At 74.4% G+C, this 13,714-nt stretch carries 15 protein-coding genes and 1 riboswitch; of the genes, 5 read left to right on the top strand and 10 right to left on the bottom strand.

What is annotated here, in order from left to right; translation table 11 throughout:
• The 3 genes from ACU610_RS10640 (at position 1) to ACU610_RS10650 (ending at position 1,891) form a co-directional block, all read left to right on the top strand.
• The gene (locus ACU610_RS10640; protein ID WP_446767680.1) at positions 1-762 is read left to right on the top strand and encodes an SDR family oxidoreductase; all 762 of its coding nucleotides are present in this window, start codon (positions 1-3) and stop codon (positions 760-762) included.
• Positions 759-1,472 (top strand): sirohydrochlorin chelatase, encoded by a 714-nt coding sequence (locus ACU610_RS10645; protein WP_446767681.1) that lies wholly within the window; start codon positions 759-761, stop codon positions 1,470-1,472. Before ACU610_RS10640 ends, ACU610_RS10645 begins: the two co-directional genes overlap by 4 nt.
• Positions 1,473-1,500: 28 nt before the next feature.
• Positions 1,501-1,565, top strand: a riboswitch (guanidine-III (ykkC-III) riboswitch).
• 11 nt (positions 1,566-1,576) lie between these two features.
• Positions 1,577-1,891, top strand: a complete 315-nt coding sequence (locus ACU610_RS10650) for a DMT family transporter (RefSeq protein WP_446767682.1) — start codon at positions 1,577-1,579, stop codon at positions 1,889-1,891.
• Between the two features lie 184 nt (positions 1,892-2,075).
• Here ACU610_RS10650 and ACU610_RS10655 read toward each other — a convergent pair whose 3' ends face one another.
• The 5 genes from ACU610_RS10655 to ACU610_RS10675 form a co-directional block, all read right to left on the bottom strand.
• Complete coding sequence (locus ACU610_RS10655) at positions 2,076-2,540, bottom strand: SgcJ/EcaC family oxidoreductase (RefSeq protein ID WP_446767683.1); 465 nt, start codon at positions 2,538-2,540, stop codon at positions 2,076-2,078.
• A 43-nt stretch (positions 2,541-2,583) separates the two neighbouring features.
• Positions 2,584-4,482, bottom strand: coding sequence for an ABC transporter ATP-binding protein (locus tag ACU610_RS10660; RefSeq protein WP_446767684.1), 1,899 nt, complete (start codon positions 4,480-4,482; stop codon positions 2,584-2,586).
• Between the two features lie 79 nt (positions 4,483-4,561).
• The gene (locus tag ACU610_RS10665; RefSeq protein ID WP_446767685.1) at positions 4,562-5,338 is read right to left on the bottom strand and encodes an enoyl-CoA hydratase/isomerase family protein; all 777 of its coding nucleotides are present in this window, start codon (positions 5,336-5,338) and stop codon (positions 4,562-4,564) included.
• A gap of 73 nt (positions 5,339-5,411) precedes the next feature.
• Complete coding sequence (locus ACU610_RS10670) at positions 5,412-5,639, bottom strand: helix-turn-helix domain-containing protein (RefSeq protein ID WP_091150986.1); 228 nt, start codon at positions 5,637-5,639, stop codon at positions 5,412-5,414.
• A 267-nt stretch (positions 5,640-5,906) separates the two neighbouring features.
• Positions 5,907-7,508 (bottom strand): ABC-F family ATP-binding cassette domain-containing protein, encoded by a 1,602-nt coding sequence (locus ACU610_RS10675; protein ID WP_446767686.1) that lies wholly within the window; start codon positions 7,506-7,508, stop codon positions 5,907-5,909.
• A gap of 250 nt (positions 7,509-7,758) precedes the next feature.
• Here ACU610_RS10675 and ACU610_RS10680 point away from each other — a divergent pair, with 250 nt between their 5' ends.
• Together ACU610_RS10680 and ACU610_RS10685 are read left to right on the top strand one after the other, a co-directional pair.
• Positions 7,759-8,349 carry a hypothetical protein gene (locus ACU610_RS10680; RefSeq protein ID WP_446767687.1) on the top strand — a complete coding sequence of 197 codons (591 nt, stop codon included), beginning with the start codon at positions 7,759-7,761 and terminating at the stop codon, positions 8,347-8,349.
• A 123-nt stretch (positions 8,350-8,472) separates the two neighbouring features.
• Positions 8,473-10,269 (top strand): SCO7613 C-terminal domain-containing membrane protein, encoded by a 1,797-nt coding sequence (locus ACU610_RS10685; protein WP_446767688.1) that lies wholly within the window; start codon positions 8,473-8,475, stop codon positions 10,267-10,269.
• 88 nt (positions 10,270-10,357) lie between these two features.
• On the opposite strand, the gene ACU610_RS10690 is transcribed toward ACU610_RS10685, so the two are convergent.
• From ACU610_RS10690 to ACU610_RS10710, 5 genes are read right to left on the bottom strand one after another with little or no spacing between them, the layout of a single operon-like run.
• Positions 10,358-10,747, bottom strand: coding sequence for a metal-sulfur cluster assembly factor (locus ACU610_RS10690; RefSeq protein WP_091217179.1), 390 nt, complete (start codon positions 10,745-10,747; stop codon positions 10,358-10,360).
• A complete protein-coding gene (gene sufU / locus ACU610_RS10695) occupies positions 10,744-11,211 on the bottom strand; it encodes a Fe-S cluster assembly sulfur transfer protein SufU (RefSeq protein ID WP_446767689.1) in 468 nt (155 codons plus the stop codon). The genes ACU610_RS10690 and sufU overlap by 4 nt, the downstream gene beginning before the upstream one ends.
• 1 nt (position 11,212) lies before the next feature.
• Positions 11,213-12,544, bottom strand: coding sequence for a cysteine desulfurase (locus tag ACU610_RS10700; RefSeq protein WP_446767690.1), 1,332 nt, complete (start codon positions 12,542-12,544; stop codon positions 11,213-11,215).
• A complete protein-coding gene (gene sufC / locus ACU610_RS10705; RefSeq protein ID WP_446767691.1) occupies positions 12,541-13,344 on the bottom strand; it encodes a Fe-S cluster assembly ATPase SufC in 804 nt (267 codons plus the stop codon). The genes ACU610_RS10700 and sufC overlap by 4 nt, the downstream gene beginning before the upstream one ends.
• A gap of 15 nt (positions 13,345-13,359) precedes the next feature.
• Positions 13,360-13,713, bottom strand: coding sequence for a non-heme iron oxygenase ferredoxin subunit (locus ACU610_RS10710; protein WP_446767692.1), 354 nt, complete (start codon positions 13,711-13,713; stop codon positions 13,360-13,362).
• Position 13,714 lies beyond the last annotated feature (1 nt).

Consider the following 13,714-nt stretch of genomic DNA (forward strand, 5'->3'; position numbering starts at 1 on the left):
ATGGACCTGGGCCTGGGCGGCCGCGGCTACCTGGTCACCGGCGCGAGCCGGGGGTTGGGGTTCGCGGCCGCCCAGGCCCTCGTCGCCGACGGGGCGCGCGTCCTGGTGAACGCGCGCTCCGACGACGCCGTGGACGCCGCTGTCGCCGCCCTCGGCGGGCCGCCGGCGGCACACGGCCTGGCCGCCGACCTCACCGCCGTCGACGCGGCCGAGCGGCTGGTCGCGGCCGCCCGGGACCGGCTCGGCCGGGTGGACGGTGCGCTCATCAGCGTCGGCGGCCCGGAGCCCGGCACCGTGCTGGAGACCCCCGAGGCGGTCTGGCGGGACGGCGTGGAGAGCGTGCTGCTCGGCCCGCTCCGGCTGGTGCGGACGCTGGTCCCCCACCTCGGCGAGGGCGCCGCGATCGGCTTCGTGCTCTCCACCTCCGCCCGCTCGCCGCTGCCCGGCCTGGCGGTCTCCAACGGCCTGCGCCCGGGCCTGGCGATGACCGCCAAGCAGCTGGCCGACGAGCTGGCCCCCCGCGGGATCCGGGTGGTCGGGCTGCTGCCGGGCACGTTCGCCACCGAACTGGTCGTCGGGCGCGAGGACGCCTCCGGCGACCCGGCGCGCGCCCGTGCCTGCGCCGAGTCCGGCATCCCGCTGGGCCGGGTCGGCGAACCCGCCGAGTTCGGCCGCGTGGCGGCCTTCCTGCTCTCCCCCGCCGCCTCCTACGTCACCGGCACGTCCGTCGCGGTCGACGGTGGCCGGCTGAGGACACCGTGACCGACGCTCCCGTGCTGGTCGCCTGCGCGCACGGCACCCGCAACCCCACCGGCCGGCGGCTGATCGCCGAGCTGGCGCTCGCCGCCCGGACCCTGCGCCCCGGCCTGGTCACCACCGCCGCGTTCGTCGACGTGCAGCCGCCCACGGTGGCCGACGTCGTGGCGGACCTGGCCGAGGAGGGGCGGCCCTCGGTCGTCGTCCCCCTGCTGCTCTCCGGCGGCTACCACGTGCACGTCGACATCGCCCGGGCCGTGCGCGAGCACGCCGCGGCCCGCGCCGCCCGCCCGCTGGGCCCCGACCCGCGGCTGGTCGCCGTCCTGCACGACCGGCTGCGGGCCGTCGGCGCCGACCCGGGCGACCCGGGCACGGCCGTGGTGCTCGCCGCCGCCGGCTCCAGCGACCCGCGCTCGGTCGCCGACGTCGACGCCACCGCGGCGGCGCTCCGGGAGCGCTGGACCGGGCCGGTGACGACCGGCTACGGCTCGGCCGCGCAGCCCCCGGTGCCCGAGGCGGTCGCCGCCGCCCGGGCCGCCGGTGCGCGGCGGGTGGTGCTCGCCGCCTACCTGCTGGCGCCCGGCCACTTCCACGACAGGCTCGGCGGGGCCGGCGCGGACGCGGTCACCGCTCCCCTGCTGCCCGACGACCGCATCGCCGCCGTGCTGCTCGACCGCTACGACGCCGCGGTCGCCGCCTGGTCCGCCGCGAGCTGACGACCGGCACCCGATCTGGGATCCTGGGGTCGGGCCTCCTCCCGGCCCCCGGACGAGCGGTGCCGTACCCGGACAGCGACAAGACGGCGCCTGTGGAGGCCGTCGTGTCCTGGCTCGTGCTCGTCCTGTCCGGTGTGCTGGAGGCCGTCTGGGCCACCGCGCTGGGCCGCTCCGAGGGGTTCAGCCGCCTGGTGCCGTCGGTGGTGTTCGGCGTCGCGATGACGCTGAGCATGGTCGGGCTGGCCTACGCGATGCGCGAGCTGCCCGTCGGGACGGCGTACGCGGTCTGGGTCGGCATCGGCGCGGTGCTGACCGTCGTGATCGCCATGGTGTCCGGCGAGGAGCCGGTGTCCCCGGTGCGACTGCTGCTGCTCGCCGGGATCGTCGGCTGCGTCGTGGGGCTCAAGGTCCTGCACTGAGGAAGGACCCCTGCCCCGGCCCCGTCCAGGACGCCGCCCCGAGCCTGCGGAGGGCGGGGGAGGACGGGGCCCTCCCACCTGCCGGGAGGCTGTTCGAGCCCCTGCCCCGCTCGCGACGGGGAAGGAGGCCGTCGCCCCGGTGCGGCCTCTTGCAGTCGCTGTACCGGGGACGACGAATTGCAGGTCAGCGCGGTGCGAGCAACCCGCGCAGCTCCTGGGTCAGCGTCTCGCGGGCCTCGGGGTGCTGGTCCCAGGCCGCCGGTGTCGCCTGCAGCAGCGAGATCCGCCAGCGGCCGGCGCCCTCGTCGACCGCGATCACCGTGTGGACCGTGTGGAAGCGTGGGTCGATGTCGCTGCTCCCGGGCGGGATCATCCCGGCGTGGGCCAGGAGCAGGGCCACCCCGGGCGCCACCGGTCGCACGGAGCGGATCACCGAGATGTAGGTGGCCGTCTGGTGGCTGGCGAAGATCTGCCGGAAGTCGGCGGCGATGGCTAGACGCCCGTGGTGCTGGGTGCCGTCGTACCCGACGATGTCCCCGTCGTCGGCGAAGGCAGCGGCGACCGCGGCGCCGCTGCGCCGGTTCCAGCCGTCGAGGAACTGGGCGTAGAGCGCACGGATCTGGGCGTCGTTCGGGTGCGCGGACGTCACGCTGGCTCCTCCTGCGTTGCTGGGACAGGAGTGACGGTAGTGGTCACGCCGCGCCGACCGTTCGCCCCTCGCCGACGGCGAACTGGGTGCGGTAGAGGTCGGCGTACCGGCCGCCGAGCGCCAGCAACTCCTCGTGTGTGCCCGACTCCGCGATGCGACCGTCGTCCACCACGAGGATCTGGTCGGCGCTGCGGATGGTGGACAGCCGGTGGGCGATGACCAGCGACGTCCGACCCTCCAGCGCGGTGTCCAGGGCGTGCTGCACCGCCATCTCCGACTCGCTGTCGAGGTGCGCGGTGGCCTCGTCGAGGATCACGATGCCCGGCGCCTTGAGCAGCACCCGGGCGATCGCCAGCCGCTGCTTCTCCCCGCCGGAGAGCCGGTAGCCGCGATCGCCGACGACGGTGTCCAGCCCGTCGGGCAGCGACCGCACCAGCGCCGCGATACGGGCGCCGCTCAGCGCGGCCCACAGCTCGTCGTCGGTCGCCTGCGGCCGGGCGTAGAGCAGGTTGGCGCGGATCGAGTCGTGGAACAGGTGCGCGTCCTGGGTGACCACGCCGATCGCGTCGCGCAGCGAGGCCAGTGTGGCGTGCCGGACGTCGATGCCGCCGACCCGCACGGTGCCGCTGGTCGCGTCGTACAGCCGCGGTACCAGGTTCGCGATGGTCGACTTGCCGGCGCCGGAGTGCCCGACCAGTGCGACGAGCCGGCCGGGCTCGACACGGAAGGAGACGTCGTGCAGCACCGCCGTCGGCCCGCCGTGCTCGGGCAGCGACACGTCCTCCAGTGACGGTAGCGAGACGTCCGCGGCCGACGGGTAGCTGAACGAGACGTGCTCGAACTCGATCGACCGGTCGTCCGCGGGCAGCGGGACGGCGTCGGGCTCCTCGCGGATCATCGGCTGCAGGTCGAGCACCTCGAAGACGCGGTCGAAGCTGACCATCGCGCTCATGACGTCGACCCGGACGTTGGACAGGGCGGTCAGCGGGCCGTACAGCCGGGACAGCAGCAGGGCCAGCGCCACGACGTCGCCGGGGCTGAGCGATCCGGTGAAGGCCAGCCAGCCGCCGAGGCCGTAGACCAGCGCGGTGGCCAGCGCCGCCACGAGGGTGAGCGCGGTGAAGAAGGTGCGGCCGTACATGGCCGAGAGGACGCCGATGTCGCGGACCCGGGCGGCCCGGCCCCGGAAGCCCTCGGCCTCCGCCTCGGGCCGGCCGAAGAGCTTGACCAGGAGCGCGCCGGCGACGTTGAACCGCTCGGTCATCGTCGCGTTCATCGAGGCGTTGAGCCCGTAGGACTCCCGGGTGATCTCCTGCAGCCGCCGGCCGATCCGGCGCGCGGGCAGCACGAAGACCGGCACGAGCACCAGCGAGAGCGTGGTGATCTGCCAGGACAGCGAGAACATGACGCCGGCGGTGAGCACCAGGCCGATGGCGTTGGAGAGCACTCCCGACAGCGTCGAGGTGAAGGCCTGCTGGGCGCCGATGACGTCGTTGTTCAGCCGGCTGACCAGCGCTCCGGTCTGGGTGCGGGTGAAGAAGGCGACCGGCATCCGCTGGACGTGCTCGAACACCCGACTGCGCAGGTCGTAGATGACGCCCTCGCCGATGCGCGCGGAGTACCAGCGGGTGGCCAGCGAGATGCCGGCGTCGACGACCGCGAGACCGGCGATGAGCAGCGCGATGCGAACGACGTCGCCCGCCGTCCCCTCCAGGCTCGCGATCCGGTTGACGATCCGCCCGGCCAGCAGCGGGGTCAGCACGCCGATGACCGACGAGCCGATCACCAGCAGCACGAACCAGGTCAGGTCGCGCCGGTAGGGCCGGGCGATACCGAGGATGCGCCGGACGGTGCCCTTGGGCAGCTCCCGCGCGACGACGGACGGGTCGCGGCGGAAGGACCGCATCGCCGCCATGGAGGTCATGGGACCGCTCACGTCCATGCCACCCCCTCTCCCGACCGGCCAACACCCCTGCCGGGCGGGCTGTTCCGGAGGCAGTCTGGCAGTGCCCTCCGACGGTTCAGCCGCCGCCGACCAGCTCGGCCAGGCGCCGGGTCTGGGCGGCCCGCTCCGCGGCGTCCTGGGCCTCCGGGTCGTTGCGGACGGCGGAGCGGACCAGGGCCGCGGTCTCCCGGCTGGCTCCCACCGGCGCCGCCGTGATGGCCTCGACGAGCGTGCCCACCGCCTCGTCGAGCCCGTCGGCCGGGACGACGGCGTTGGCCAGCCCGAGTGCGAGCGCCTCGGCGGCCGGCACCGGGCGGCCGGTCAGGCAGATCTCCATCGCCCGGGAGTAGCCCACCAGCTCGGTCAGCGTGCTCGTGCCGGTGAGGTCGGGCACCAGCCCGAGGGTGACCTCGGGCAGCCGCAGGTCGGCGTCCTCGGTGAACACGCGCAGGTCGCAGGCGAGCGCGAGCTGCGCGCCGGCGCCGATGGCGTGCCCCTGCACCGCGGCGACGGAGACGATCCCCGGCGAGCGCAGCCACCGGAATCCCCCCTGGTAGCGGCGGATGCGCTCCTGGGCCTCCTCGGCGGGCAGCCGGCCCAGCTCGCCCAGGCCGCCGGCGGTGCCGGGGTCGGCGCTGAACAGGCTGCGGTCCAGACCCGCGGAGAACGAGCGTCCCTCGCCGCGGACGACGACCACCCGCACGTCCTCGTCCAGGGCGGCGCCCACGGCGGCGAGGGCCGCCCAGGTGGCCGGGGTCTGCGCGTTGAGCCGGTCCGGCCGGTCGAGGGTGACGGTGAGGACGGCGCCGTCGCGGGCCGTCCTCACCCACCCGTCCGGCTGGGGACCGGTCACGCGTCCCCCTCGCCGACGCTCGTCGACCGCGTGCCGGCAGGTGCTCCGTCCCCGGTTGAGCTCGCGAGCTCGCTCAACTCTTCTTGCTGTTCCGGTTGGCTCCCCCGCGGCTGCGCAAGGTGGCGCCGGACTCCGACAGGAGCCGGTGCACGAAGCCGTAGGACCGGTTGGTCGACGACGCCAGCGAGCGGATGCTCTCGCCCCCGTCGTAGCGCTTGCGGAGCTCGTCGGCCAGCGACGTGCGGTCGCCCCCGGTGATGCGCTTGCCCTTGCTCAGATCCGCGGTGCTCGAGTCGGCCATGACTCCCCTCCGTCAGCAACCAGCCGCGGGCCCGTGACCCGTCGACGCTGCTCGTCCCGTCGGCGCCGGGCCCCGGTGACCTCGGCGTCCCACCACCTCATGATCACCCGACCGGGCGACACCGGCCACGCGAAGGAGGCAGGAAGCTGGGAGGTCGCCGATCCGAGGCCGGATCGACCCCGGGCCGGCGTGGCCGGGCAGAGGCTCAACGCCGGCCGGGGACGGCACGTGGCCGCGGTGCCGTCCGGTAGGACGGCGATGTCATCGCTACGCCAGCTCGACCAGGTCGGCCAGGTCCTCGCTCCAGGCGTCCTCGGTGCCGTCGGGCAGCAGGATCACCTTGTCCGGGTTCAGCGCGCGCACGGCGCCCTCGTCGTGGGTGACCAGCACGATGGCCCCGGTGTAGGTGCGCAGCGCGTCAAGCACCTGCTCGCGGCTGGCCGGGTCGAGGTTGTTGGTCGGCTCGTCGAGCAACAGCACGTTGGCGCCGGAGACGACCAGCGTGGCCATCGCGAGCCGGGTCTTCTCACCGCCGGAGAGGGTGCCCGCACGCTGGTCGGCGGCCTCCCCGGTGAACAGGAACGCCCCCAGGATCCGGCGCAGCTCGGTGTCGGTGCTCTGCGGAGCGGCCGCGCGCATGTTCTCCAGCAGCGAGCGGTCGTGGTCGAGGGTCTCGTGCTCCTGCGCGTAGTAGCCGATGCGCAGTCCGTGCCCGGGCTTGACCTCGCCGGTGTCGGGCGCCTCGGCGCCCGCCAGCATCCGCAGCAGCGTCGTCTTCCCCGCGCCGTTCAGCCCGAGGACGACGACCCGCGCGCCACGGTCGACGGCGAGGTCGACGTCGGTGAACACCTCGAGCGAGCCGTAGCTCTTCGACAGCCCCTCGGCGGTCAGCGGCGTCCTGCCGCACGCGGCCGGCGTCGGGAACCGCAGCTTGGCCACCCGGTCGGCGACCCGGACCTCCTCGAGCCCGGCGGCCAGCCGCTGCGCACGCTTGTCCATGCTCTGCGCGGCCTTGGCCTTGGTGGCCTTGGCGCGCATCTTGTCCGCCTGCGCGGTCAGGGCGTCGATCTTGCGCTCGGTGTTGGCCCGCTCCTGCCGCCGCCGGCGCTCGTCGGTCTCCCGCTGGGCGAGGTAGGGCTTCCACCCGAGGTTGTAGACGTCGACCGTGGCCCGGTTGGCGTCGAGGTGCCACACCTTGTTGACGACGGCGTCGAGGAGTTCGACGTCGTGGCTGATGACGATGAGGCCGCCCTTGTGCGCGGCGAGGAACGTCTTGAGCCAGGTGATCGAGTCGGCGTCGAGGTGGTTGGTCGGTTCGTCGAGCAGCAGCGTCTCGGCGTCGGAGAAGAGGATCCGGGCGAGCTCGACCCGGCGCCGCTGACCGCCGGAGAGGGTGCGCAGCGGCTGCTGCAGCACGCGGTCGGGCAGGCCCAGCGCGGTGCAGATCCGCGCCGCCTCGCTCTCCGCGGCGTACCCGCCGAGCGCGGCGAACTGGTCCTCGAGCCGCCCGTAGCGGCGCACGGCCCGGTCGCGCTCGGCGTCGTCGGCCGGCTCGGCCATCGCGACCTGCGCCTTGGTCATCTGCGCGCGCAGCACGTCGAGCCCGCGGCCGGACAGCACACGGTCGCTGGCGGTGGTGTCCAGGTCGCCGCTGCGCGGGTCCTGCGGCAGGTAGCCGACCTCGCCGGTGACCTCCACCTTCCCGGCGTGCGGCAGCCGCTCGCCGGCGAGCGTGGTGAGGGTGGTGGTCTTCCCGGCGCCGTTGCGGCCGACGAGGCCGATGCGGTCGCCGGGCTGCACGCGGAGGTTCGCGTCACCGATGAGGACGCGGGCCCCGGCGCGCAGCTCCAGGCCGGTCGTCGTGATCACTGATCCCAGGATAGGCGCTCGGCGGCCCGCTCCCGACCGGGTTCCGGGTGACATCGGCGGCAGCGCGTCGTCCACAGACGGAGCAAGCGGCTCCCGCGCAGGCCGGGAGCGCGCCACCATCCCTGCCGTGACCCCGCCCGACGACGACTCGCCGGTCCCGTCCTGTCCCGCCGGCGCGCGGCCGTGTGACGAGGAGGGACGGTCGGCCGCCGACGCGCCACCATCCCGCCGGGTCGCTCTGGGAGAGGCGATGCTGATCCCCGGTGCCGTCGTGGTCGTCGTCCCGACGATCGCGCTCCTGACCACCGCGCTGGGCAGCCCCTCCGCCGTCGAGGGTGGCATCCCCGTGGAGCAGCGGACCGCAGCCGCCTGCCTCCTGGTCCTGGGCGCCGTGCTGTGCCTGGGGCGGCTGACCCACAGCGTGGTGGTCGCGCCGGTGATGGCCCTGCTCGCGGCCCAACCGGTCCTGCCCCTGGTGCTGCCCCTGCTCCGCCCGACCGGGTGGGGTCCGGGGGTCGCCTCGTTCGCCGGGATGCTGATCACCGTGCTCCTCGACGCGGTGGCGTCGGGCCGCCTGCCCGCGGTCCCGGCGCAGCTCGCGGAGACACTGATGCGGCTCGGCGCTGCGCTCGTCGCGGGATACGGCCTGCTGTTCACCATCGCAGGGACGGCGACCGACTCCTGGACCGTGACAGGTCTGCTCGCCACAGCCGGTGCGGTCGCCCTGGTCGTGCGACGCGATCCCCGCCTGGCACCGCGGCTGCCCCTCGTCCCGGTCACGACGGTCGTGGTCGGGGTCGTCGGGGTCGCACTGCTCGTCTCGCTCCGCCACGGCGTCTGACCCCGCCGGGCGAGGACGAGAGCCGTGGCCCGGGTGGCGCGGATGCGTTGAGCGGCCGGGGCGCGCCCGGCGGTCGCCCCGCCCTACCGTGGACCGGTCGCACGGACTCGGGAGGGGGCGGTCGTGGGCTCAGCACCGGTGCCGCCGCTCCCCTACCGCACCCGTCCGCCGCAGCTGCTGCTGGTCGTCGGCGCCGTGCTGGTCGTCAGCGCCGGCGGAGCCGCGGCCGCCGTCTACGGAGGCGGGTCCGCGAGGGTGCTGCTGCTCGTGCTGGCCGCGGCGGCCGCCGGTGCCTCGGCCTGGGGGTCGCACGCCCGGCTGCGCGCCACCGAGGAGACGCTGGCCGCGGCCGCGGTGGCGCTGGCCGTGCTGGGGGCCGACGCCGGGACCCCGCTGCTGCGCGGCTCCGTCGTCCCCCCGCTGGTGCTGGGCGGGGTCTTCCTGCTCCTCGCCCGCCTACTCCGCCGCCCCGCCACCTGGCCGCTGGCGGCCTGGCTCGCCCTGCAGCTGGCCGCGGTCCGCGTTCTCGACGGATCCGAGGCCGGCATCGTCCGCACCGTCTGGGTGCTGACCGTCGCACTGGTCGGGCTCGGCGTCGCGCTCGGCGCCCGGCGGCTCGTCGCGCGGGTCGCCCTGGTGACCACCGCCCCGTGGTGGGTCGGCGGCGTGGGAGCCGCCCTGGGGACGGCGTGGTCCGACGACCCGGCCGCCCGCTGGACGTCGGCCGCCCTGACCGTCGCCGCTGCGCTGGAACTGGTCGCCGCCCGGCTGGTCCGCGCCCTGGAGCCGCTGCTGGGGCCACCGGTCGCCGTTCCCGTGCTGGCCGGCGTGGTCTCGGGTGCGGCGCTCGGCGGCGCCCTGGGCGCTCCGGGCCCTGGTGCGGTGCTGCTCGCCGGCTACACCGGGGTGCTGCTCGCCACCGCCGCCGAAGCTCTGCTGACCGGCTGGGTGCGCGGGCTGTTCCTGCCGGCGGCCCTCGCGGCCGGCGGCACGCTGGTGGTGGTCAGCGTCGGCCAGCTGGTCGCCGGGTCGCGGTGGATGGAGCTGGTCCTCCTGCTGGTGCTGACCGCGCTGCCGTGCGTGCTGGTCGCGGCGCTGCGCGAGGACGACCGGCCGGTCGCCGTCCCCGCGGCGGTCGGCTGCCTGGCCGCCGCCGCGCTGGTCGCGGCCGCGAACGGGCTCGTCGGCGTCGGCGCGGCCGCGGGCTTCCTGGGCCTGCTCTACGCGGCGTCGCTCGGGGCGGGCCTGGTGCTCGACCCGCAGACCCGGCGGGCCACCGTCGTGACCGGCGCGGTGTGCGCGGCTCTGGCCGCGGTGCTGCTGGTCGTCGCTCGCGACCGCGGAGCGCTGGCGGTGCAGCTGGCCGCCCAGGGGCTGCTGACCTGCGCCTGGGGCTGGTTCGTCTGGCACACGCCGGACCCCCGCAGGAGCGAGCCCGAGGGCTCTCCCGCGTGGCGGGCGGGCGCCGCCCAGCTGGTGGTGGCCGCGTGGACGGCCGCCGCGCTGGTGGACTGGTCGCTGGTCGAGGCGTACACGCTGTCGGCGGCGCTGGGCCTGCTGCTCGCCGCGGGGCCGCGGTTGGCCGACGGACCGTCCTGGCCGACGTGGGGTCCGGGACTGCTGGTCGCCGCGGTCCCGTCGGTGGTGTGGGCGGTCGTGGCCCCCGGCAGCACCCGCCCCGTGCTGGTGCTCGTCGCAGCCGCGGCGGTGATGGGCGCGGCCGCGTGGCGTGCGGTACGTGCACCCCTGCTGATCGCCGCCTGGACCGCGGTGGCGCTGGCCCTCGGCCTGGCCGTGCTGGCGCTGCCGCTGCCCGTCGCCGGCGCGCTCGCGGTGGGCGTGGTGCTGCTGGCGGTCGGCGCCCGGCGCGAGCGGTACCCGGTGGCCGGCTTCGGCGCCCGCCTCGCGGAGATGCGCTGAAGGAGACCCCAGAGACGATCATGGCGCCGGGACCACCGTCCGGTCGGACGGAGTGGTCCCGGCGCCATGATGGCGCGGGTGTCCTTCGTCAGACGCGGAAACCGAGGGCGCGCAGCTGCTCGCGGCCGTCGTCGGTGATCTTGTCCGGGCCCCACGGCGGCATCCAGACCCAGTTGATCCGCACGTCGTCGACCAGGCCGGGACCGGGGCCACCGGTGAGGGCCTGCCGGGCCTGGTCCTCGATGACGTCGGTCAGCGGGCAGGCCGCCGAGGTCAGCGTCATGTCGATGACGGCGACGTCGTCGACGACGTCGATGCCGTAGACCAGTCCGAGGTCGACAACGTTGACGCCGAGCTCGGGGTCGACGACGTCGCGCATGGCCTCCTCGACGTCCTCGAGCAGGGCCGACTTGTAGGCCGGCAGGTCGCCGGGGGCGCCGTCGGTCGCCGGGGTGGCGTTCTCTGTCGTCTCGCTCATGCCTCGCCTCCAGTCGGGGTGGCCGCCAGCGCGCGGGCGGACGCGTCCTTCAAGGCCATCCAGCTCATCAGCGCGCACTTGATCCGCGCGGGGTACTTGGACACGCCGGCGAACGCGACGGCGTCCTCCAGCTCGTCCTCGAGCTTCTCGGCCACCGACGCATCGCCCTTGCTCTGCATCAGCGTCATGAAGTGCTCGCCGGTCTCCAGCGCCTCGGTCACCGGCCTGCCGATGACCAGGTCGTACATCGCCGACACCGACGCCTGGCTGATCGAGCAGCCCATCCCCTCGTAGGAGACGTCGGCGAGGGTGTCGCCGTCCAGGTGCACCCGCAGGGTCACCTCGTCACCACACGTCGGGTTGACGTGGTGCACCTCGGCCTCGAACGGCTCGCGCAGCCCGCGGCCGTGCGGGTTGCGGTAGTGGTCCAGGATGATCTCCTGGTACATCGACTCCAACTGCATCTCAGGCGACACTCCCCGTGGTCGCGACACCGAAGAAGCGCTGGGCTTCCCGCACGGCGTCGGCGAGTGCGTCGACGTCGTCGTAGCCGGTGTGCACGTAGAAGGTGGCCCGCGTGGTGGCCGGGACGCCGTAGCGGCGCACCACCGGCCAGGCGCAGTGGTGGCCGACCCGCACCTCGACGCCGAGGTCGTCCAGGACCTGGCCGACGTCGTGCGGGTGGATGCCCTCGACGGTGAAGGAGACCGCACCGCCGCGGGCGACGGTGTCGGGCGGGCCGATCACCGTGACGCCGGGGATCTCGGCCAGCTTCTCCAGCGCGTAGGCCGTGAGCGCCTCCTCGTGTGCCTGCACCCGGTCCATGCCGAGCCGCTGCAGGTACTCGACGGCGGCGGCCAGCCCGATCGCCTGGGCGGTCATGGGGACGCCGGCCTCGAAGCGCTGCGGCGGCGGCATGAAGGTGCTGCCCTCCATGCGCACGACCTCGATCATCGAGCCGCCGGTGAGGAACGGCGGCAGCGCGTCGAGCACCTCGTAGCGGCCCCACAGGACGCCGATGCCCGTCGGGCCCAGCATCTTGTGCCCGGAGAACACCAGGAAGTCCGCGCCCAGCGTGGTCACGTCGACCGGCTGGTGCGGCACCGACTGCGCGCCGTCGACCAGCACCAGGGCGCCGACCTCGCGGGCCCGGGCGACGATGTCCTCGAGCGGGTTGATCGTGCCGAGGATGTTCGACTGCTGGGTGACCGCGACCAGCTTCGTCCGCTCGTTGACCACGGTGCCGAGGTCGGAGAGGTCGAGCCGGCCGTCGTCGGTCAGGCCCAGCCAGCGCAGGGTCGCGCCGGTGCGCTCGCACAGCTGCTGCCAGGGCACCAGGTTGGCGTGGTGCTCCATCTCGGTGACCACGATCTCGTCGCCCTGCCCGACGGCGTACCGCCGGAACTCCGGCTCCTTGGCCGTGGCCGCGTTCGACAGCGCGTAGGCGACCAGGTTGATCGCCTCGGTGCTGTTGCGGGTGAACACGACCTCCTCGGCCGGTGCCCCGATGAACGCACCGATGGTGGCGCGGGCCGCCTCGTAGCGGGCGGTGGCCTCCTCGGCGAGCTGGTGCGCGCCCCGGTGCGGCGCGGCGTTGCAGGTCAGGTAGAAGTCGCGCTCGGCGTCCAGGACGCTGAGCGGCTTCTGCGAGGTGGCCCCGGAGTCCAGGTAGACCAGCCGCTTCCCGTCCCGCACGGTGCGGGACAGGATCGGGAAGTCCGCCCGGATCGCCTCGACGTCCAGAGGCAGGGGCGCCTTCTGCGCCCCGGCACCGGGACGCGAGACGGTCTGGGTCATGCGGATGCGACCTCCGCGGCGGCCTTCTCGATGCTCGCCTGCTCGTTGGAGTCCTTGACGTAGGCGGCGTAGCCCGATTCCTCGAGCTTGGCCGCCAGCTCCGGGCCGCCTTCGTCGACGACTCGGCCGGCGACGAAGACGTGCACGAAGTCGGGCTTGATGTAGCGCAGGATCCGCGTGTAGTGGGTGATCAGCATGACGCCGACGTCACCCTCCTCACGGGTGCGGTTGACGCCCTCGGACACGACCCGGAGCGCGTCGACGTCCAGGCCGGAGTCGGTCTCGTCGAGGATCGCGATGGCCGGCTTGAGCAGCCGCATCTGCAGGATCTCGTGGCGCTTCTTCTCACCGCCGGAGAAGCCCTCGTTGACGTTGCGCTCGGCGAACGCCGGGTCCATCTCGAGGCCGGCCATCTCGGTCTTGACGTCCTTGACCCAGGTGCGCAGCTTGGGGGCCTCGCCCTTGATGGCGGTGGCGGCGGTGCGCAGGAAGTTCGACACCGAGACGCCGGGGACCTCGACCGGGTACTGCATGGCGAGGAATAGTCCGGCGCGGGCGCGCTCGTCGACGGTCATCGCGAGGACGTCCTCGCCGTCGAGGGTCACCGTGCCGCCGGTGATCGTGTACTTCGGGTGGCCGGCGATCGAGTAGGCCAGGGTCGACTTGCCCGACCCGTTCGGACCCATGATCGCGTGCGTCTCGCCCGACCGGATGGTCAGGTCGACGCCGCGGAGGATCTCCTTGGCGTCGTCACCCTCGCCGACGCTGACGTGCAGGTCGCGGATCTCCAGAACGGACACTTCTCTTCTCGCTCCTCAGTTGCCGGCCGCGAGCCGGAGGCGGCCGTCGGACTCGGTGTCGACGAGCACGTCCTCCCCCTCCACGCGGACCGGGTAGACGTCGACCGGCTCGGTGGCCGGCAGGTTGGTGGGCTCGCCGGTGCGCAGGTCGAAGCACGACCCGTGCAGCCAGCACTCGATGGTGGGGGCGCCGTCGAGCTCCTCGACGTCGCCCTCCGACAGCGGGACCTCGGCGTGCGAGCAGACGTCCTGCACCGCGTAGACCTCGCCCTGGAACCGGACGACGGCGATGTCGATGTCGGACAGCTCGACCCGCAGGGCGCCGTTCTCCGGCACCTCGGAGAGGGCGCAGACCCGCTCGAAGGCCATG

The organism is Geodermatophilus sp. URMC 61, from assembly GCF_052931555.1.